The organism is Streptomyces sp. NPDC020845, from assembly GCF_044334165.1.
GTDB lineage: Bacteria > Actinomycetota > Actinomycetes > Streptomycetales > Streptomycetaceae > Streptomyces.
This window is the reverse complement of record NZ_JBIRSJ010000007.1, coordinates 122,216-140,508: the sequence shown is the minus strand read 5'-3', so window position 1 is coordinate 140,508 and position 18,293 is coordinate 122,216. Positions and strand designations below refer to the sequence as shown.

General features: G+C 72.0%; 17 protein-coding genes. 12 read left to right on the top strand and 5 right to left on the bottom strand.

Translation table 11 applies throughout. The features are described 5' to 3' along the window. Positions 1–14 precede the first annotated feature (14 nt). The 6 genes from ACH4U7_RS19230 (at position 15) to era (ending at position 5,722) form a co-directional block, all read left to right on the top strand. The gene (locus ACH4U7_RS19230; RefSeq protein WP_398529084.1) at positions 15–1,139 is read left to right on the top strand and encodes a carbohydrate kinase family protein; all 1,125 of its coding nucleotides are present in this window, start codon (positions 15–17) and stop codon (positions 1,137–1,139) included. 197 nt (positions 1,140–1,336) lie between these two features. After that, the gene (locus ACH4U7_RS19225; RefSeq protein ID WP_398529083.1) at positions 1,337–2,338 is read left to right on the top strand and encodes a PhoH family protein; all 1,002 of its coding nucleotides are present in this window, start codon (positions 1,337–1,339) and stop codon (positions 2,336–2,338) included. Between the two features lie 12 nt (positions 2,339–2,350). After that, entirely contained in the window at positions 2,351–2,848 is a 498-nt protein-coding gene (ybeY, locus tag ACH4U7_RS19220; RefSeq protein ID WP_311722500.1) for an rRNA maturation RNase YbeY, read from the top strand. Further along, the gene (locus tag ACH4U7_RS19215; protein ID WP_398529082.1) at positions 2,845–4,158 is read left to right on the top strand and encodes a hemolysin family protein; all 1,314 of its coding nucleotides are present in this window, start codon (positions 2,845–2,847) and stop codon (positions 4,156–4,158) included. The genes ybeY and ACH4U7_RS19215 overlap by 4 nt, the downstream gene beginning before the upstream one ends. 159 nt (positions 4,159–4,317) lie before the next feature. Continuing rightward, positions 4,318–4,668 (top strand): cytidine deaminase, encoded by a 351-nt coding sequence (locus ACH4U7_RS19210; protein WP_398529081.1) that lies wholly within the window; start codon positions 4,318–4,320, stop codon positions 4,666–4,668. A gap of 88 nt (positions 4,669–4,756) precedes the next feature. Beyond that, complete coding sequence (gene era / locus ACH4U7_RS19205) at positions 4,757–5,722, top strand: GTPase Era (protein WP_398529080.1); 966 nt, start codon at positions 4,757–4,759, stop codon at positions 5,720–5,722. A 170-nt stretch (positions 5,723–5,892) separates the two neighbouring features. Here the strand turns inward: era and ACH4U7_RS19200 are convergent, their stop codons facing one another. Beyond that, positions 5,893–6,159 (bottom strand): protealysin inhibitor emfourin, encoded by a 267-nt coding sequence (locus tag ACH4U7_RS19200; protein ID WP_398529079.1) that lies wholly within the window; start codon positions 6,157–6,159, stop codon positions 5,893–5,895. 129 nt (positions 6,160–6,288) lie between these two features. Next, positions 6,289–7,386 carry a M4 family metallopeptidase gene (locus tag ACH4U7_RS19195; RefSeq protein WP_398529078.1) on the bottom strand — a complete coding sequence of 366 codons (1,098 nt, stop codon included), beginning with the start codon at positions 7,384–7,386 and terminating at the stop codon, positions 6,289–6,291. Between the two features lie 307 nt (positions 7,387–7,693). Here ACH4U7_RS19195 and leuA point away from each other — a divergent pair, with 307 nt between their 5' ends. The 5 genes from leuA (at position 7,694) to ACH4U7_RS19170 (ending at position 15,195) form a co-directional block, all read left to right on the top strand. Further along, positions 7,694–9,478: a 2-isopropylmalate synthase gene (gene leuA / locus ACH4U7_RS19190; protein ID WP_398529077.1), complete on the top strand. Its 1,785-nt coding sequence runs from the start codon at positions 7,694–7,696 to the stop codon at positions 9,476–9,478. A 217-nt stretch (positions 9,479–9,695) separates the two neighbouring features. Then, the gene (locus tag ACH4U7_RS19185; RefSeq protein WP_398529076.1) at positions 9,696–10,463 is read left to right on the top strand and encodes a TerB family tellurite resistance protein; all 768 of its coding nucleotides are present in this window, start codon (positions 9,696–9,698) and stop codon (positions 10,461–10,463) included. Positions 10,464–10,788: 325 nt separating this feature from the next. After that, entirely contained in the window at positions 10,789–12,948 is a 2,160-nt protein-coding gene (locus tag ACH4U7_RS19180; RefSeq protein WP_398529075.1) for an MMPL family transporter, read from the top strand. Between the two features lie 175 nt (positions 12,949–13,123). Next, positions 13,124–14,485 carry a sensor histidine kinase gene (locus ACH4U7_RS19175; RefSeq protein WP_398529412.1) on the top strand — a complete coding sequence of 454 codons (1,362 nt, stop codon included), beginning with the start codon at positions 13,124–13,126 and terminating at the stop codon, positions 14,483–14,485. Beyond that, on the top strand, positions 14,482–15,195 hold the full coding sequence (locus ACH4U7_RS19170; protein WP_353589591.1) for a response regulator transcription factor: 714 nt from the start codon (positions 14,482–14,484) through the stop codon (positions 15,193–15,195). The genes ACH4U7_RS19175 and ACH4U7_RS19170 overlap by 4 nt, the downstream gene beginning before the upstream one ends. 101 nt (positions 15,196–15,296) lie before the next feature. Here the strand turns inward: ACH4U7_RS19170 and ACH4U7_RS19165 are convergent, their stop codons facing one another. Then, the gene (locus tag ACH4U7_RS19165) at positions 15,297–15,869 is read right to left on the bottom strand and encodes a carboxymuconolactone decarboxylase family protein (RefSeq protein WP_398529074.1); all 573 of its coding nucleotides are present in this window, start codon (positions 15,867–15,869) and stop codon (positions 15,297–15,299) included. A gap of 70 nt (positions 15,870–15,939) precedes the next feature. Between ACH4U7_RS19165 and ACH4U7_RS19160 the strand changes: the two genes are divergently transcribed. Further along, positions 15,940–16,434: a MarR family winged helix-turn-helix transcriptional regulator gene (locus tag ACH4U7_RS19160; RefSeq protein WP_385610546.1), complete on the top strand. Its 495-nt coding sequence runs from the start codon at positions 15,940–15,942 to the stop codon at positions 16,432–16,434. Here ACH4U7_RS19160 and ACH4U7_RS19155 read toward each other — a convergent pair. Both ACH4U7_RS19155 and ACH4U7_RS19150 read right to left on the bottom strand, forming a co-directional pair. Beyond that, the gene (locus ACH4U7_RS19155; RefSeq protein WP_398529073.1) at positions 16,379–17,386 is read right to left on the bottom strand and encodes a hypothetical protein; all 1,008 of its coding nucleotides are present in this window, start codon (positions 17,384–17,386) and stop codon (positions 16,379–16,381) included. The genes ACH4U7_RS19160 and ACH4U7_RS19155 overlap by 56 nt on opposite strands. A gap of 161 nt (positions 17,387–17,547) precedes the next feature. Then, positions 17,548–18,207 carry a GNAT family N-acetyltransferase gene (locus ACH4U7_RS19150; protein ID WP_398529072.1) on the bottom strand — a complete coding sequence of 220 codons (660 nt, stop codon included), beginning with the start codon at positions 18,205–18,207 and terminating at the stop codon, positions 17,548–17,550. Positions 18,208–18,293: the final 86 nt, after the last annotated feature.

Genomic DNA, 18,293 nt, shown 5'->3' with positions numbered 1-18,293 from the left:
TCTGGGAGCGCACGGTGACCACAGACCACGGCCAGCCGCTCGCGGCGGCGTACCCGGCGGAGTACCCCCTGCTCGACCCGCTCGAGGCCGTCCGCAGACCTGGTGACCCGGCCTGTGACGTCTATCTCACCGGCTCGGTCTTCCTGGACATCATCTTCACCGGCCTGGACTCCGCCCCCGTGCGCGGCACCGAGTCCTGGGCCCGCGGTATGGGCTCCAGCCCCGGCGGGGTGGCCAATATGGCCACCGCCCTGGCCCGCCTCGGTCTGCGTACCTCCCTCGCCGCCGCCTTCGGTGACGACATGTACGGGGACTACTGCCGCGACGCCCTGGACCGCGGCGAGGGCATCGACCTGTCGCTGTCCCGTACGGTGCGCGGCTGGCACTCCCCGGTGACCGTGTCCATGGCCTATGAGGGCGAGCGGACGATGGTCTCCCACGGCCATGAGGCGCCGCCGCCCGAGGAGCCCGCCCCCAGTTGCCCGCCCCCGGCCCGCGCCGCCATCGCCTCCCTGGTCCCGGGGAGCCGCGAGGAGTGGGTCACCCAGGCCGTCGGCCACGGCAGCATGGTCTTCGCGGACGTCGGCTGGGACGACACCGGCCGCTGGGACCCGGCCGACCTGGCCGATCTCGAGCACTGCGAGGCGTTCTTGCCCAACGCGGCCGAGGCGATGCGCTACACCCGCACCGAATGCCCGCGCGCCGCCGCCCGCGCGCTCGCCGACAAGGTGCCGCTCGCGGTGGTCACCCTCGGCGCCGAGGGGGCGTACGCGGTGGACGGGCGCACCGGCGAGACCGCCGAGGTGCCCGCGATCGCCGTGGAGGCCCTGGACCCGACCGGCGCGGGCGATGTGTTCGTCGCGGGCTTTGTCACCGGCACCCTCGCCCAGTGGCCGCTCGCCGACCGGCTGGCCTTCGCGGGTCTGAGCGCCGCGCTGTCGGTGCAGGAGTTCGGCGGCTCGCTGTCGGCGCCGGGCTGGGTGGAGATCGCCGCCTGGTGGCAGCACGCCAAGTCGTACGACGACCAGGACCCCTCCGCGCTGCGCCGCTATGCCTTCCTGGACCGGATCCTCCCGGCGGCCGCCCGCCCCTGGCCGCTGCGCCGGGCCGTGCCCACGATCGGCTTCCGGCAGGCGTGAAGCGGGAAGTGAAGCAGGGGAGTGGCAGGGGAGTGGCAGGGGCGGGACAGGGGCGAGGCAGGGGAGACGGGTGTGGATCCGGAGTGGAGTAAAAGCACTCGGGTCTTGTCAGTGCTCCGTCGTACCCTTGTACTCGAGGTTGTCGAGCAACGAGAACCCCGCAAGAGGGAGGTAGGAGCAGGCCTCAGAGCCGGCCCATGACGCAACCAACCACAGCACGCCAGGCGCATGCGCAGTTCACGGTCCCGACCAAGCACCCGATGGTCATGGTGCTGGGATCGGGCGATTCGCTGCTGCGCGTCATCGAAAAGGCCTTCCCGGCGACCGACATCCATGTGCGGGGCAATGAGGTCAGCGCGACCGGGGACCCCGCGGAAGTCGCCCTCATCCAGCGCCTGTTCGACGAGATGATGCTGGTGCTCCGCACCGGTCAACCGATGACAGAGGACGCGGTGGAGCGCTCGATCTCCATGCTGCGCGCGGCGGAGGACGGCGAGAGCGGGGTGGAGACCCCGGCCGAGGTGCTCACGCAGAACATCCTCTCCAACCGTGGGCGCACCATCCGCCCCAAGACCCTCAACCAGAAGCGCTACGTCGACGCCATCGACAAGCACACCGTCGTCTTCGGCATCGGCCCGGCCGGTACCGGCAAGACCTATCTGGCCATGGCCAAGGCGGTCCAGGCCCTGCAGTCCAAGCAGGTCACCCGGATCATCCTGACCCGGCCGGCGGTCGAGGCGGGCGAGCGGCTCGGCTTCCTGCCCGGCACGCTCTACGAGAAGATCGACCCGTATCTGCGTCCGCTGTACGACGCGCTGCACGACATGCTCGACCCCGACTCCATCCCGCGCCTGATGGCCGCGGGCACGATCGAGGTCGCGCCGCTGGCGTATATGCGCGGTCGCACGCTCAACGATGCGTTCATCATTCTCGACGAGGCCCAGAACACGAACCCCGAGCAGATGAAGATGTTCCTCACCCGGCTCGGCTTCGACTCCAAGATCGTGATCACGGGTGATATCACCCAGGTCGACCTCCCGGGCGGGACCAAGAGCGGTCTGCGCCAGGTGCAGGAGATCCTGGAGGGCGTCGAGGATGTGCACTTCTCCCGGCTCACCAGCACCGATGTGGTCCGCCACAGGCTGGTCGGCCGCATTGTCGACGCATACGAGCTGTACGACAGCCGGAACGGAAAGTAAAACAACACTCTCATGGCGATCGACGTCAACAACGAATCCGGCACGGAGATCGACGAGCGGGCGGTGCTGGACGTGGCCCGCTACGCGTTGGCCCGGATGCGTATCCACCCGCTCTCCGAGCTCTCCGTGATCGTCGTCGACGCCGACGCCATGGAGCAGCTTCATATTCAGTGGATGGACCTGCCGGGGCCCACCGACGTCATGTCCTTCCCGATGGACGAGCTGCGCCCGCCCGCGAAGGACGACGAGGAGCCCCCGCAGGGCCTCCTCGGGGATATCGTGCTCTGCCCCGAGGTGGCCAAGAAGCAGGGGGAGGAGGCGCCGACCGGACACTCCATGGACGAGGAGCTTCAGCTCCTGACCGTCCACGGCGTCCTCCACCTCCTGGGCTACGACCACGAGGAGCCGGACGAGCGGGCCGAGATGTTCGGCCTGCAGGCCGCCATCGTCGACGGCTGGCGCGCCGAGCGCGGCATGACCGGCCCCTCCCCGGCCCCCACGACCCGATGAACGGCCCGCTGATCACAGCCGCCGTCCTGCTGGTGGTGGTCGCCTGGCTCGCGGCCTGCGCCGAGGCCGGCCTGGCCCGCACCACCCGCTTCCGCGCCGAGGAGGCCGTACGGGCCGGGCGGCGCGGCAGCGCCAAGCTGATGCAGGTCGCCGAGGACCCCACCCGCTATCTGAACGTCGCGCTGCTGGTGCGGGTCGCCTGCGAGATGGCGGCCGGCGCGGTCGTCACGTACGCGTGTCTGCGCGAGTTCGACGAGACATGGAAGGCGCTGACCATCGCGATCGGCGTGATGGTCCTCGTCTCGTATGTGGCCGTCGGCGTCTCGCCGCGCACCATCGGTGCCCAGCACCCGCTGAACACGGCGACCGCCGCCGCGTATGTCCTGCTGCCCCTGGCCCGCGTCATGGGCCCCATCCCGCCGCTGCTGATCCTCATCGGTAACGCGCTGACCCCCGGCAAGGGCTTCCGCAAGGGCCCCTTCGCCTCCGAGGCCGAGCTGCGCGCCCTGGTGGACCTCGCGGAGAAGGAGTCGCTGATCGAGGACGAGGAGCGGCGCATGGTCCACTCCGTCTTCGAGCTCGGCGACACGCTGGTGCGCGAGGTGATGGTGCCGCGCACCGACCTCGTCGCCATCGAGCGCTTCAAGACCATCCGGCAGGCCCTGACCCTCGCACTGCGCTCCGGCTTCTCCCGGATCCCGGTCACCGGGGAGAACGAGGACGACATCGTCGGCATCGTCTACCTCAAGGACCTGGCCCGTAAGACGCATATCAACCGCGATGCCGAGTCCGAGCTGGTCTCCACCGCCATGCGGCCCGCCGCCTTCGTGCCCGACACCAAGAACGCGGGCGATCTGCTGCGCGAGATGCAGCAGGAGCGCAACCACGTCGCGGTCGTCGTCGACGAATACGGCGGCACGGCCGGGATCGTCACCATCGAGGACATCCTCGAGGAGATCGTCGGCGAGATCACCGACGAGTACGACCGCGAGCTGCCGCCGATCCAGGACCTGGGCGACGGCACCCACCGGGTCACCGCCCGGCTCGGCCTGGACGACCTCGGCGAGCTGTACGGGACGGACCTGGACGACGAGGACGTCGAGACGGTCGGCGGGCTGCTGGCCAAGTCGCTGGGGCGGGTGCCGATCGCGGGCGCCACGGCGGAGGTCGCGGTCGAGGACGGCGGCCCGGACTCCGACCTCAAGTCCCTCCGGCTGACCGCCGAGTCCCCGGCCGGCCGCCGGAACCGCATCGTCACGGTCCTGGTCGAGCCGGTCCGCGCGACGGCGGAGACCGAGCCCGAGGACTGAGCTTGAGGCCCCGAGCCCGAAGAACTGAGCCTGAGGACTGAGTCTGAGGCCGCGAGCCCGAAGAACTGAGCCCGAGTCCTTGAGCCCGAAGAACTGAGCCCCCGCGCGGGCCTGGCCCTTCACACCTGCATGAGTCCCGCCCCGCCTATGCTCATCCGCATGAGCGAAGCCGCACCCCTGGACCCCGAAGACCGCAAGATCATCACCCTCGCCCGCTCCGCGCGAGCCCGCAACGGCGTGCCCGAGGGCGCCGCCGTACGCGATGAGACGGGCCGTACGTATGTCGCCGGCACCGTCGCCCTCCCCTCGCTCCCGCTGAGCGCGCTGCGGACCGCCGTCGCCATGGCCGTCGCCAGCGGCGCCGAGTCCCTGGAGGCCGCGGCCGTCGTGTCCGAGGCCGAGGACCTTCCGGAGGAGGACCGCGCGGCCGTACGGGACCTGGGCGGGGCGGGCACCCCGGTGCTGCTGGCGGGCCCCGACGGCGGGCTGCGCACCACGCTCCAGGCCTGAGCAGGATGAGAGGCACCAGCGCCCTCCTCGGCTGACCGCGCTGACCTTTTGAACCGCGCGGTCGGCGAGGGCCGGGGCATCGGGGACAATGGGCGCCATGAGTGCCGCTACGTCCCCCTCCCAGCCCGAGCCGCGGGCGACCCCGCACCGCGCGGGCTTCGCCTGCTTCGTCGGCCGCCCCAACGCGGGCAAGTCGACCCTGACCAACGCACTGGTGGGGACGAAGGTCGCGATCACCTCCAACCGCCCGCAGACCACCCGCCACACCGTCCGCGGCATCGTGCACCGCCCCGACGCCCAGCTGGTGCTGGTCGACACCCCGGGTCTGCACAAGCCGCGCACCCTGCTCGGCGAGCGCCTGAACGACGTCGTACGGACCACCTGGGCCGAGGTCGACGTCATCGGCTTCTGTCTGCCCGCCGATCAGAAGCTCGGCCCCGGCGACCGCTTCATCGCGGGCGAGCTGGCCGGGATCAAGAAGACCCCCAAGGTCGCCATCGTCACCAAGACCGACCTGGTCGACTCCCAGCAGCTCGCCGAGCAGCTGATCGCCGTCGACCGGCTCGGCAAGGAGCTGGGCATCGAGTGGGCCGAGATCGTCCCCGTCTCCGCCACCGGAGGCAACCAGGTGGGCCTGCTCGCGGACCTGCTCGTGCCGCTGCTCCCGGAGAGCCCGGCGCTCTACCCGGAGGGCGACCTCACCGATGAGCCCGAGCAGGTCATGGTCGCCGAGCTGATCCGCGAGGCGGCCCTCGAGGGCGTCCGGGACGAGCTGCCGCACTCCATCGCCGTGGTGGTCGAGGAGATGCTGCCCCGCGAGGACCGCCCCGCCGACCGGCCGCTCCTCGACATCCACGCCAACCTCTACATCGAGCGCCCCAGCCAGAAGGGCATCATCATCGGCCCCAAGGGCAAGCGCCTGAAGGAGGTCGGGACGAAGTCCCGCAAACACATCGAGGCGCTGCTGGGCACGCCGGTCTTCCTGGACCTGCACGTCAAGGTCGCGAAGGACTGGCAGCGGGATCCGAAGCAGCTGCGGAAGCTGGGGTTCTAACCGCACTGGTCACCGCCGGTCGGAGGCCGGCGCAGCCGTCCGAAGCCCGGGAGGCCCCTGGGGCCGAGCGGTGCGAGGGCGGCAGACAAGAGGGCTCCCGAAGCAGCTGCGGAAGCTGGGGTTCCGAGGAGGCCGAAGCTGGGGTTCTGAGGGGGCCGAACGGACGGCCCCTACGCGCCCTCCTTGAGCACCGTACGCACCAGCTCCCGCTGGGCGTCGCTCAGATGCGGGTCGGTGGCGTGGACGGTGCGCCCGTCCACCGTGATCTCGTAGTGGAAGCCGTCCGGGACACCGCGCGTGGGCGTGATGTGTCCGGTCTCGACGGCCTGGTGGGCCAGGGCCTGCAGATGCTTGGCGTCGGGCCGGCCGGAGGTGTCCAGCTCGGCCCGGCGCTCGATACCGGCGAACCCGCCGGTGCGGGTGACGGAAATACGCATGGATCCATCAGTACCCGGTACGGGCCGCGGCCCGCCGCAGACGCGGAGATCCACCGAAGATCCGTCCGTACGGCCCCCGACGCGGCCCCTGACAGGGTCCCCGAGACGGCCCCCGACGCACCGTAGGGGTTAGCGCGCCCCCGCCCGCGCCCGCAGGTCGGAGATGCCCACCTTGGCCCAGGCGTCCAGCACCGCCCGCTGCTCCTCGCCGTCCCCGTACTGCGACTGCGCGGTCGCCACCGTCGCCTGCGCGAAGTCGGCGAAGTCCGCGTCGGTGGCCAGCTCCCCGCCGGTCAGGGTGGCGTACCAGATCTTTCCGGCCCGCTCCCAGGCGTGGCCGCCGAGGGCCTTGGCGACGAGGTAGAAGGCGTGGTTGGGGATGCCGGAGTTGATGTGCACCCCGCCGTTGTCCTGCGAGGTGCGCACATAGTGCTCCATCGTCGCCGGCTGCGGGTCCTTGCCGAGGACGTCGTCGTCGTACGCCGTACCAGGGGCCTTCATCGAGCGCAGCGCGACGCCGGTGACCCGGTCGGCCAGCAGCCCGGCGCCAATCAGCCAGTCGGCCTCGTCGGCCGTCTGGCCGAGCTGGAACTGCTTGGTGAGCGAGCCGAAGACATCCGACAGGGACTCGTTGAGCGCGCCGGACTGGCCGAAGTACTCCAGGTTGGCCGTGTACTGGGTGACGCCGTGGGCGAGCTCGTGGGCGGTCACGTCGACCGGGATGGTGAAGTCGTTGAAGATCTCGCCGTCGCCGTCGCCGAAGACCATCTGCTCGCCGTTCCAGAAGGCGTTCCCGTACTCCTGGCCGTAGTGGACGGTCGCGTTCAGCGGCAGCCCGGAGTCGTCGATGGAGTGCCTGCCGTACGCCTTGAGGAACATCTCGAAGGTCGAGCCGAGGCCGTCGTACGCGCGGTTCACCGTCGCGTCGCCGGTGGCCTGGCCGCCCTCGGCGCGCGCCTTCTTCCCCGGCAGGGTCTCCTTGTGCCCGGCGTCGAAGATGGTGCGCTTGGGCTTGTCGGAGGGGGCGCCGGTGGGGGCGGCGAGGCCGCGGACGGTGGTGATGCGGCGGCGGGTGCGCTCCAGGGCGTCGCGCTCCAGGGTGCGGCGGGCGGGCTCGGCCAGCGCGGGGTCCTGGGCACGGGCCAGTTTGTCGAGGACGTGCGGCGGCACGATGGTGCAGAAAACAGGGGTGCGGGAAACAGCGTGGTTGTTCGCGTTGGCGTCCATGCGAGGCAATGTGGCAGTCTGTGCATCGCTTGTCACGCCTTGACGTCACGATTCCTGAAAACGAGTGGTTGATGACCGATCGTGCCAAGTGAGAGTGGCGAATGCGTCATCCCGCATAGTGATACGGGTCGGCCGGTCCCCGGGGTCTCGGTTACGCTTCTACGCATCATGCGTTTCGGGCTGCTTCTTCTTAGCTGCCGCGGCGAGGGCCTGTAGTCGTAGGCCGACCCCCTCCCCGCGGAGTTCGGTGTTGCGGTGTATTCGCCCCGTCGGCCGCCCAGCGGACATACGAGGAGCCCCACGCATCATGAGCACGTCTGATCATTCCGCGAGCGCCCAGAGCCCCGTCGGCCGTCGTACGCCGATCACCGCCGCGACCGTGACCCAGCGCCCGTCCGGGATGCCGATCCACAAGTACGGCCAGTACGAGGCCGTGGACATCCCCGACCGCACCTGGCCGAACAAGCGCATCACCGCCGCCCCCCGCTGGCTGTCCACGGATCTGCGCGACGGCAACCAGGCCCTGATCGACCCGATGTCCCCGGCCCGCAAGCGCGAGATGTTCGACCTGCTGGTGCGCATGGGCTACAAGGAGATCGAGGTCGGCTTCCCCTCGTCCGGGCAGACCGACTTCGACTTCGTACGGTCGATCATCGAAGAGGGCGCGATCCCCGAGGATGTGACGATCTCCGTCCTCACCCAGGCCCGCGAGGAGCTGATCGAGCGCACCGTGGAATCCCTGCGCGGGGCCCACAAGGCGACCGTCCACCTGTACAACGCCACCGCGCCCGTCTTCCGCCGGGTGGTCTTCCGGGGCTCGCGCGAGCAGGTCAAGCAGATCGCCGTGGACGGCACCCGGCTGGTGGTGGAGTACGCCGACAAGATCCTGGGCGACGAGACGGTCTTCGGCTACCAGTACAGCCCCGAGATCTTCACCGACACCGAGCTGGACTTCGCGCTGGAGGTCTGCGAGGGCGTCATGGACGTCTGGCAGCCCGAGGACGGCCGCGAGATCATCCTCAACCTGCCCGCCACCGTCGAGCGCTCCACCCCCTCCACGCACGCGGACCGCTTCGAGTGGATGTCGCGCCATCTGTCCCGGCGCGAGCACGTCTGCCTGTCCGTCCACCCGCACAACGACCGCGGCACCGCCGTCGCCGCCGCCGAGCTGGCGATCATGGCGGGTGCGGACCGTATCGAGGGCTGTCTGTTCGGGCAGGGCGAGCGCACCGGCAACGTCGACCTGGTGACGCTGGGCATGAACCTCTTCTCCCAGGGCATCGACCCGCAGATCGACTTCTCGCAGATCGACGAGATCCGTCGCACCGCCGAGTACTGCAACCAGATGGAGATCCACCCGCGCCACCCGTACGCGGGCGATCTGGTCTACACCGCCTTCTCCGGCTCCCACCAGGACGCCATCAAGAAGGGGTTCGAGGCGATGGAGGCGAGCGCGGCCGAGCAGGGCAAGACGGTCGACGAGATCGAGTGGGCGGTCCCGTACCTGCCGATCGACCCCAAGGACGTCGGCCGCTCGTACGAGGCGGTCATCCGCGTCAACTCGCAGTCCGGCAAGGGCGGCATCGCTTATGTCCTGAAGAACGACCACAAGCTGGACCTGCCGCGCCGGATGCAGATCGAGTTCTCGAAGATTATTCAGGCCAAGACCGACGCCGAGGGCGGCGAGGTCACCCCGGCCCAGATCTGGTCGGTCTTCCAGGACGAGTATCTGCCCACCGACGACAACCAGTGGGGCCGGATCTCGCTGCGCACCGCGCAGACCTCGACGACGAGCGAGGGCACCGACGCGCTCACCGTCGAGGCGGTCGTGGACGGCGCCGAGACCGTGCTGACCGGCTCCGGCAACGGCCCGCTGGCCGCGTTCTTCGACGCCCTGGCCGCCATTGACGTGGACGTTCGGCTGCTGGACTACTCCGAGCACACCCTCAGCGAGGGGGCGGGCGCACAGGCCGCCGCGTATATCGAGTGCGCGATCGACGGCAAGGTGCTGTGGGGCGTCGGCGTCGACGCCAACATCGTGCGGGCCTCTCTGAAGGCCGTCGTCTCGGCGGTCAACCGCGCCGGCCGCTGACCCGCTGCCCCCTGCCGCGGGGGCCGCGTCAACCGCGTAAGGCACCACGAAACGCCTTCACCCACACGGGCCCCGCCCGCCGTGTACCCGGATGTCACGGCGGGCGGGGTTCCGTCTTTGGCCTGTTGTCTCCGTTCGGGGTACTGACGCCGCATCATGGATGTGGCTAGCATCACGTCAGCGCGGCAACGTGGCCGAAGCGTTATGGAGGTGTGACGTGGCGCACGCGCAAGCCCGACGCGGCCGGGATCTGTGTGTGATAGGCGTTCGCACTCTGTGGCGGACCGTGGGCGACGGCGAGTTCTTCTGCCCCGAGTGCGGAGGCGACCGGAACTATCGCCGCCGTACCGGCCGCCGCCGTATCGTCGTCCTCGGCCTGCCGGTGCTGCCGCGCGGGCCGGTCGCGCCGGTCGTCGAATGCGCCGCCTGCGGCGGCCGCTTCGGCACCGAGGCGCTGGACCACCCCACCACCACCCGCTTCTCCGCGATGCTGCGCGACGCCGTGCACACCGTGGCCCTCGCGGTGCTCGCCGCGGGCGGCACCGACTCGCCCGCCGTGCGGCAGGCCGCGGTCGGCGCGGTGCGGGCCGCCGGGTTCACCGAATGCGGCGAGGAGCAGCTGCTGGAGATCGTCGAGGCGCTGGCCGCCGACACCGGGCGGCTGCCCGGCGCCGCCGCGTACGACGCCGCGACCGCCGCGGCCGCGGGCACCGCCGGACAGGGCGGGCGGGACATCGGGCGGGACGGCCTCGACCCGTGCGGCACCGCGCTGGCCATCGAGCTCCACGAGGCCCTGGAGCCGCTGGCACCGCACCTGGCGCCGACGGGGCGGGAGTCGATCCTGCTGCAGGGCGCCCGGATCGCGGTGGCCGACGGGCCGTACCGGCCGGCGGAGCGCGCCGTGCTGGAGACCGTGGGCCGGGCGCTGATGATCTGCCCCGACGACACGGCCCGGCTGATGGCCGCCATCCGCGCGCCGTTCTGAGCCGGGGCGGTCTGAGCCGGGGCGGTCTGAGCCGGTCTGGTCTGTCTGGGTCGGTCCGGTCTGAGCCGGGCCGTTCTGGGCCGGGGCGGTCTGAGCCGGGCTGGTCTGAGTCGGTCCGGTCTGAGCCGGGCTGGTCTGAGTCGGTCCGGTCTGAGCCGGTCCGTCCGGGCCGGGGCGGTCCGCTGCGGTACGCGCCGGTCCGCGGTGAGCCGGGCCGGAGTACTCCCCCGGGAGTAATCCGGCCCGCCGCGCACCCGGCGCAGTAGCCACCATCTCCCTCGCCGGCGCGACGATTCGCCCGCCCGGCGCCGGGAGCCTGGAGGGCATGCAGACCACACAGCCGACGCATACGACCGCGCCACGAAAACCGGAGGGACCGGAAGAGCCAGGCCGTGCCACCGGGCGCCGCCGCGCACTGCCGTGGACGGTCATCGCCGTATGGGCCCTGGTGCTCCTGGCCGCCGTGCCCTTCGCGGGCAAGCTGGGCGACGTCAAGCGCGATACGGCGGTCGACTATCTGCCCGCGAGCGCCGACTCCACCCAGGTTGCCAAGCTCCAGGCGGCGCTGCCCGGCGGCGACACCACCGACCTCGTCCTCGTCTACCGGCGGGACGGTGGGCTGACCGCCGCCGACCGCGAGGCGGCCGCCGCGCAGGTCGCCCGGGTCACAGGCCGCCATGCGACCGTCCAGGGCAGGGCACCGCAGGCCATCCCGTCCCGGGACGGCAGCACCGTGATGTACCCGGTGGCGCTCACCGAGCTGACGGATGAGACGGAGCGCGGTGACGCCGTCAAGGACGTACGCGCCGAACTGGCCGACCACCCCAAGGGGCTGAGCGTCCAGGTGGGCGGCCAGGGCGCGCTGCGCGCCGACTCGCAGGAAGTCTTCGCCTCCACGGACGGCACCTTGATGTTCGCCACCGTCGGCGTCGTCGCCGTGCTGCTGATCCTCACCTACCGCAGCCCGCTGCTGTGGCTGGTGCCGCTGGTGGTCGTCGGCGCCGCCGCGATGGCCTCGATGGCCGTCGTCTACGGCCTGGTCCAGGGGATCGACCTGGTCGTCACCAGCATGAGCTCGTCGATCATGACCGTGCTCGTGTTCGGCGCGGGCACCGACTACGCGCTGCTGCTGGTCTCCCGCTACCGCGAGGAGCTGCGCCGCCACCGGCTGCCGTACGACGCGATGCGCGCCGCCGTCCGCGGCTGTGGCCCCGCCGTCCTCGCCTCCTGCGGCACCGTCGCGGCCGGGCTGCTGTGTCTGCTCGCCGCCGACCTCAACAGCAGCAGCGGCCTCGGGCCCGTCGGCGCGGTCGGCGTGGTGTGCGCGCTCGCCGCCATGCTGACGCTGCTGCCCGCGGTGCTGGTGCTGCTCGGCCGCCGGGTGTTCTGGCCGCTGATCCCCGCGTACGGCAGCGAACCCCGCGCCCGGCGCGGCCTGTTCGCCGCCATGGGGAGTTCGGCGGGGCGCCGGCCCGGCACCGTGCTGGTCGCCGGAGGCGCGCTGCTGGGCGCCCTCGCGCTCGGCATCCTCAACCTGCCCGGCGACCTCAAGCAGGCCGACACCTTCACCGAACGGCCCGAGTCCGTCGTCGCCATGCAGACCCTCGCCGACGCCTACCCCGGGAGCAGCAGCCAGCCGATCAGCGTCCTCGCGCGCAGTGAGCGCGCCGGTGACGTACTCGACCGCGTGGGCGGTACGGAGGGCGTCGAACGGGCCGAGCGCGGCCGCAGCGGCGGCGGATGGACCGAGATCGACGTCTATGCCAAGGCGCCCCCGCAGTCCGCGGGGGAGCGGGACACCATCCACGCCCTGCGCGACGGACTCCACCGCATCCAGGGCGCCGACGCCCACGTCGGCGGGGCCAGCGCCCAGGAACTCGACCTGGAGGACACCAACTCCCGGGACCGGGCGGTCGTCGTCCCGCTCGTCCTCCTCGCCGTCCTGCTGATCCTCGCCGCCCTGCTGCGCAGCCTGGTCGCGCCGCTCGTCCTGGTCGTCGCCGTGGTCGCCGTGTGGGGCGCGGCGATGGGCCTCGGCGGCCTCTTCTTCGAGCCGGTCTTCGGCTTCGCGGGCATCGACCCCGGACTGCCGCTGCTGTCCTTCGTCTTCCTGGTCGCCCTCGGCGTCGATTACGGCATCTTCCTGATGCACCGCATGCGGGAGGAGTCCCTGCGCGGCGCGGACGTATCGGAGGCCGCGGTCACCGCCCTGCGCACCACGGGCGGTGTCATCGCCTCGGCGGGCCTGGTGCTCGCGGCGACCTTCGCGGTACTGGGGTCGCTGCCGCTGGTGATGCTGGCCGAGATGGGGTTCGTCGTCGCGGTCGGGGTGCTGCTGGACACCTTCCTGGTCCGGACGTATCTGGTGACCTCGGCGAGCCTGCTGCTGGGGCGCTGGGTGTGGTGGCCGGGAGCGCTCTCCCGCCGCCCGGCCGCCCCCGGGGCCGTTGCTCCGAGGCGGGCGGTGCCCGCAGCCCGGAGATGAGGGGATGAGCGGTGAGATTCCCCCGGCCCGAGCCGGTTCGCCCGGCTCGGGCCGGGACTCGCCCGGGACGACCCGTCAGGATGGACCCGTGCCCCCACTGACCCGCACCGAGTCCGAGCGGCGGACGGAGCCCGCCGCGCCGCCAGGCCCGGGACGCCGACCGCTGGCGGCGCGCTTGCCGCGCGCCCTCCACCGCCGCCGCGCCGCGGCCGAGACCCCCGCCGAGGCCGCGTCCCGGCGGCGGGTCGACGCCGCGGTCGCGGCGGTCGTGCTGGCCGTGCAGTGCGGGCTGGCGCTGTTCGCGCACGTGGACGGCGACCGCCGGCTCGACGCGCTCGGGTGGACGCTGCTGGTCGGCAGCGCCGTGGCGCTGATCGGGCGCAGGCACAGCCCGATGCTCGTCACCGTGGCGGTCGTCCTGATGGTCGGCCCGTACCACGCTCTGAACTACCAGCACGTCGCCGTCGTCCCGGCCGGGCTCACCGCCCTCTACACCCTCGCGGTCCTCGGCCCGCCGCTGCGCTCCCTGCTCACCGTCACCTTTGTGATCGGGCTCATGGTGACGGTCATGTCGTGGGGCGGCAGACCTCATGGCGCGGTGGACATGCTGCGCTCCTCCGGCTGGGTGCTGTCGGTCGTGTTGGTCGGCGAGGCGGTGCGGATCCACCGCGCGTACATCGCGGCGATCGTCGAACGGGCCGAGCGCGCCGAGCGGACCCGCGAGGAGGAGGCCGCCCGGCGCGTCGCGGAGGAGCGGCTGCGGATCGCCCGCGATCTGCACGACCTGCTGGCGCACAGCATCACGCTGATCGGCGTCCAGACCTCGGTCGCCGCCCATGTCCTGATCACCGACCCCGACCGGCTCGACCGCGGGACGTTGGCCAAGGCGCTCGACTCCATCTCCGACACCTGCCGCGACGCGCGCGCCGAGCTGCGGGCTACCTTGCAGGTGCTGAGGGCGGGGGAGGGCGGCGAGGCCGGGGAGGCGGACGGGGCGGACGGAGTCGGTACGGGGCCGCCGCCCGGGCTCGCCGGTCTGGCCGACCTGGCGGCGGCAGCGGAGGCGGCGGGCGTACGGGTGCGGCTGACCGTCGACGTGGACGAGGCGGACCTGTCGTCGGCTGTGGGCGCGGCCACGTACCGCATCGTGCAGGAGGCGCTGACGAACGCGGTCCGCCATGCGCCCGGCACCCTGGTGCGGCTCACCGTGGCGCGGGAGGCGGTTGGCGGCCTGCGCGTCGCGGCCGTGGACGACGGTCCGTCCGGTCTGCCGGGTCCGTCGGGTTCACCGGGGGAGGGTCTGCCCCCGGTGAAGGCGGCGGAGGACCCCGACCGCCCGCAGGGCTACGGCCTCGTCGGCATGCGCGAACGCGCCCGCAGCGTGGCGGGAACCCTGACCGCCGGACCGCGCCAGGACGGCCCCGGCTTCGCTGTGACGGCCGTCCTCCCGTACGGCAGGTCCGGGCGGGAGCGCGCGGCGCCGCCCGGGCACGGCCCCTCGCCGATCTCCATACCACCGACAGAGGGAACCGCATGAGCGCGACGAAGCCGACCCCGAGCGCCCCCATCAGGGTGCTGCTCGCCGACGACCAGACGCTGGTACGCGCGGCCTTCGCCATGCTGATCGAGTCGGCTCCCGGTATGGAGGTCGTCGGACAGGCGGGCACGGGCCGGGAGGCGGTCGAACTGGCCCGCACCGCGCGCGCCGACCTGGTCGTCATGGACATCCGCATGCCCGATCTCGACGGTATCGAGGCGACCCGCCGCATCGCCGCCGACGACGATCTCGCCGGAGTCCGGATCCTCGTCCTGACCACGTACGACACCGATGACCACATCGTCGAGGCGCTGCGCGCGGGTGCCTCCGGGTTTCTGGTGAAGGACACCCGGCCCGCCGATCTGCTGGACGGGATACGGACCGTGGCGGCCGGTGAGTCCCTGCTGTCCCCCGGCCCGACCGCCCGCCTCATCGCCCGTATGCTGCGCCTCCCGGCCGCCCCGCCGCCCGCGGCCCTGGCCGCCGCGGGGCTCGGCGCCCTGTCCGAGCGGGAGCGTCAGGTCCTCACCCTCGTCGCCCGCGGCCTGAACAACGCGGAGATCGCCGAGGCGCTCGGGCTGTCGCCGCTGACCGCCAAGACCCATGTCAGCCGCATCATGGGCAAGCTGGACGCCCGTGACCGGGCCCAACTGGTCATCGCGGCCTATGAGTGCGGCCTGGTCACCCCGTCCCGCTCCGAGGCGCCCTGACCGTCGGGCCCTGACCGTCGGGCCCTGACTGTCGGGCCCGGGCCGTCGGCCGTCGGACCCGGGCCGTCGGACCCTGACGCCCGCCGGACCGGACCGGCGGCTCAGGCCGCGTGCTCGTGCCAGGCGTAGGGCGCGAGCTGTTCGTCCAGCGGGGCGTCGATCAGCCGGTTGGCCAGGGTCGACATGGTGTAGGCGCCGATGCCCAGCACCACTTCGAGGGCGTTGCGCGGGGTGTAGCCGTGCGCCAGGAAGGCGTCGAGGGCGTCGGGGCCGACCGCCCCCGCGCGGTCCAGGACCTCGATGGTGAAGACCCGTACGGCCTCGAGGCGTTCGTCGGCCAGGGGCCGCCGCTCCCGCAGGGCCGAGGTGAGTTCGGCGTCCGCGCCGAGCGCGGCGAGCTTGCCGGTGTGCATGGCGACGCAGACGTGGCAGGCGTTACGGGTCGCGACGGTGAGGATGACCACCTCGCGCGCCAGCGGGTCCAGGGTCGTCGTCTCGAACAGCCCGCTGAGCTTGAGGAAGCCGTCCAGCAGCTGGGGCGCGGTGGCCAGCCGCCCGACGGGCGCCGGGAGGTAGCCCAGGCGCCGGGACACGGCCTCCATGAGGCCGCGCGAGGCGGCCGGGGCGGACTCCAGGGTGTGATCGACGAACGGGGTGGACGGGTGGGTGGGCATGACGGATCCCCCTGACCTAGGATGGACAACGTGGTTGTCGAAAAAGTAAACCAGGTTGTCGAGTTTCGCAATGGCCGATGAGATCCGGCGCATGCCGCCCGCCCAGGACCGGCCCGGCTACGAGCTGCCTCTGCTGCTGTTCGCCGGGTTCCGGTCGATCATCGATCAGTTGCACGCCGAGTTGGCCCGCCAGGGCCACCCGGACGGCCGCGCCGCCTACGGCTTCGCCATGCAGGCCATCGGCCGCGACGGGGCTACCGCCAGCGAGCTCGGTCGACGGCTCGGCGTCTCCAAACAGGCCGCGGGCAAGACGGCCGACCGCCTGGAGGCGCTGGGCTACGCCGTCCGGGCCGACGATCCGGCGGACGCCCGGCGCAAGGTGATCCGGCTGACCCCGCGCGGCCTGGACTCGCTGGCCAAATCGGCCGCCATCTTCGAGGAGTTGCGTGCCCAGTGGGCGGCGGCGCTCGGCCCCGAGCGGCTGCGCGACCTGGAGGACGACCTGAGCGTCATGGTGCCGCCCAGCGGCTTCCGTCTCGATGCGGCCGGGTGGTTCGGCCCCTGAGCCCATCACCGGCGGCGCGGGCCACCAGTTTCCGCATCATGTCGGCGCCCGCCACGACGGCGGCGAGGTGCAGCGCCGTGGCAACGGCAAGGTTCTCCGGTTGCGTGACTTCGGACGGGTCGGCCAGCGAAACGGACAGTGTGACCGGCAGTTTCCAGCCACTCCAGGCGAACAGCGAGCCCGAGCCGAGCCAGCCGAGCGCCATCGGGAGCCAGCGGGGCAGCCGGGCCGGGCGTGCCCGGACGAGCGCCCAGAGGGCGGCGGCGCCGACCAGCGCCCACCCCGCGCCCATACCGGTCAGCAGGTAGCCGCCGCTGGTCCGCTCGGCCGGATGTGCGATTCCCAGGGTGCCGCCGGCCGCCCAGTACAGCCAGACCAGCCCGACCACGGCCGCGACGGCGGCCGACCACGGCGGCGTACCGGCGCCGCTACCAGTAATGGCACCTTCGCCGTCCCCGGCGCCGTCCCCGACGCGCCCGGTGAACGCCGCGGGCCAGCGTCGCCGCAGGTAGGCGGGGAGCGCGATGGCAAGTCCCAGGCCCATCCCGACAAAGCCGAACTGGACCAGGGCCGCCTCCCAGCCCGGCATGACAGGGTCGTCGCCCCCGTCCCGATCGCCGGACCCGGAGTCCAGCAGCGCGCTGAGCGCGGAGTAGGGCAGCACGGACACGAGGAACCCCGACCCCGTCCAGGCGCAGAACGCCACCAGCCACCCCGGAATCCGCATCCCCCACGGCCGTGCCAGGGCGAGGGCCAGGGCGATCCCGGTCCCCGCCATGCCGACGGTCACCATGTTGAAGAGCACCCACCCGGCCAGGCTGAAACCCCCTCCGACCGGAGCCAGTCCTGCCAGTGAGCCGATCACCCACGACACCTTGATCAGCACATACGGCAGCAGCGCCAGCGCCGCCCCGTATGCCGCGCGCCGCCCGATCCGATCCCAGCGTTCCATCCGGACTTCCCTCCTCTGTCCGCCGGAACCCCAGCCTCGAACCCCACCCCGCGCGCCCGCATCCACCGCCGGAACCACCCGGCTCCCCCATCCGGCGGAGCCCGTTCTCGTCAGCCAGGCCAGCCCGAGCGCACCGGCCGGCCGATCACCGGCTCACTGGCTCACTCGCCGTCCGGGACACCCACCCCGAACAGCTCCAGGCACGGCTCGAGGCCCGTCACCTCCACCGGGACGGTCCGCCGCGCCTCCCAGTCGGCGCGCTCCAGGCGCAGCCGCTGGATGGTGCGGGACTGCCCGCGTACGGACAGCACCTCGATGCCGTCCGGGCGGTAGCCGATCCGCCGCGAGACGCCCAGCGAGCGCGCGTTCTCCAGCATCGCGCCCGAGATCACGCTGCGCGCCCCCAGCCCCTCGAAGGCCAGATGTGCCACCGCCGCCCGCATCTCCGTGCCGATGCCCTGCCCTTGGTGGGCCAGGCCCAGCCAGGAGCCCGTCTCCGCCTGCCGGGTCACCGCGAAGTCGGTCGCGAACAGGTCCTGGCGGCCGACCACCTTGCCCTCGTGCAGTACCGCGAAGCTCATGTTCCACTTCTGCGGGGTCCACTGCGCGATGGTGCCCAGCAGGTGCTGGAAGGTGCTGCGCCCCACCTGTTCCGGGGGGTTGTCGGTCCATGCGAAGGAGAACGGCATCTCGGCGGGGTCGTGTACGCCCGCCACCGCGACCGCGGCCATCTCGTCGAGGAGTTCCAGGTCCGGGAGGCGTAGTTCCAGGCGTGGGGTGGTGAGCCGCAACCCGTAGGGCGGCCAGTAATGGAGTTCCATGACGAGAGGCTGCCGGACTCCGAGTCGCTCGTCGAACCAATTTCGTCAACTGAGGTTGACGCCTTCCGTTATGTCAACCTACATTG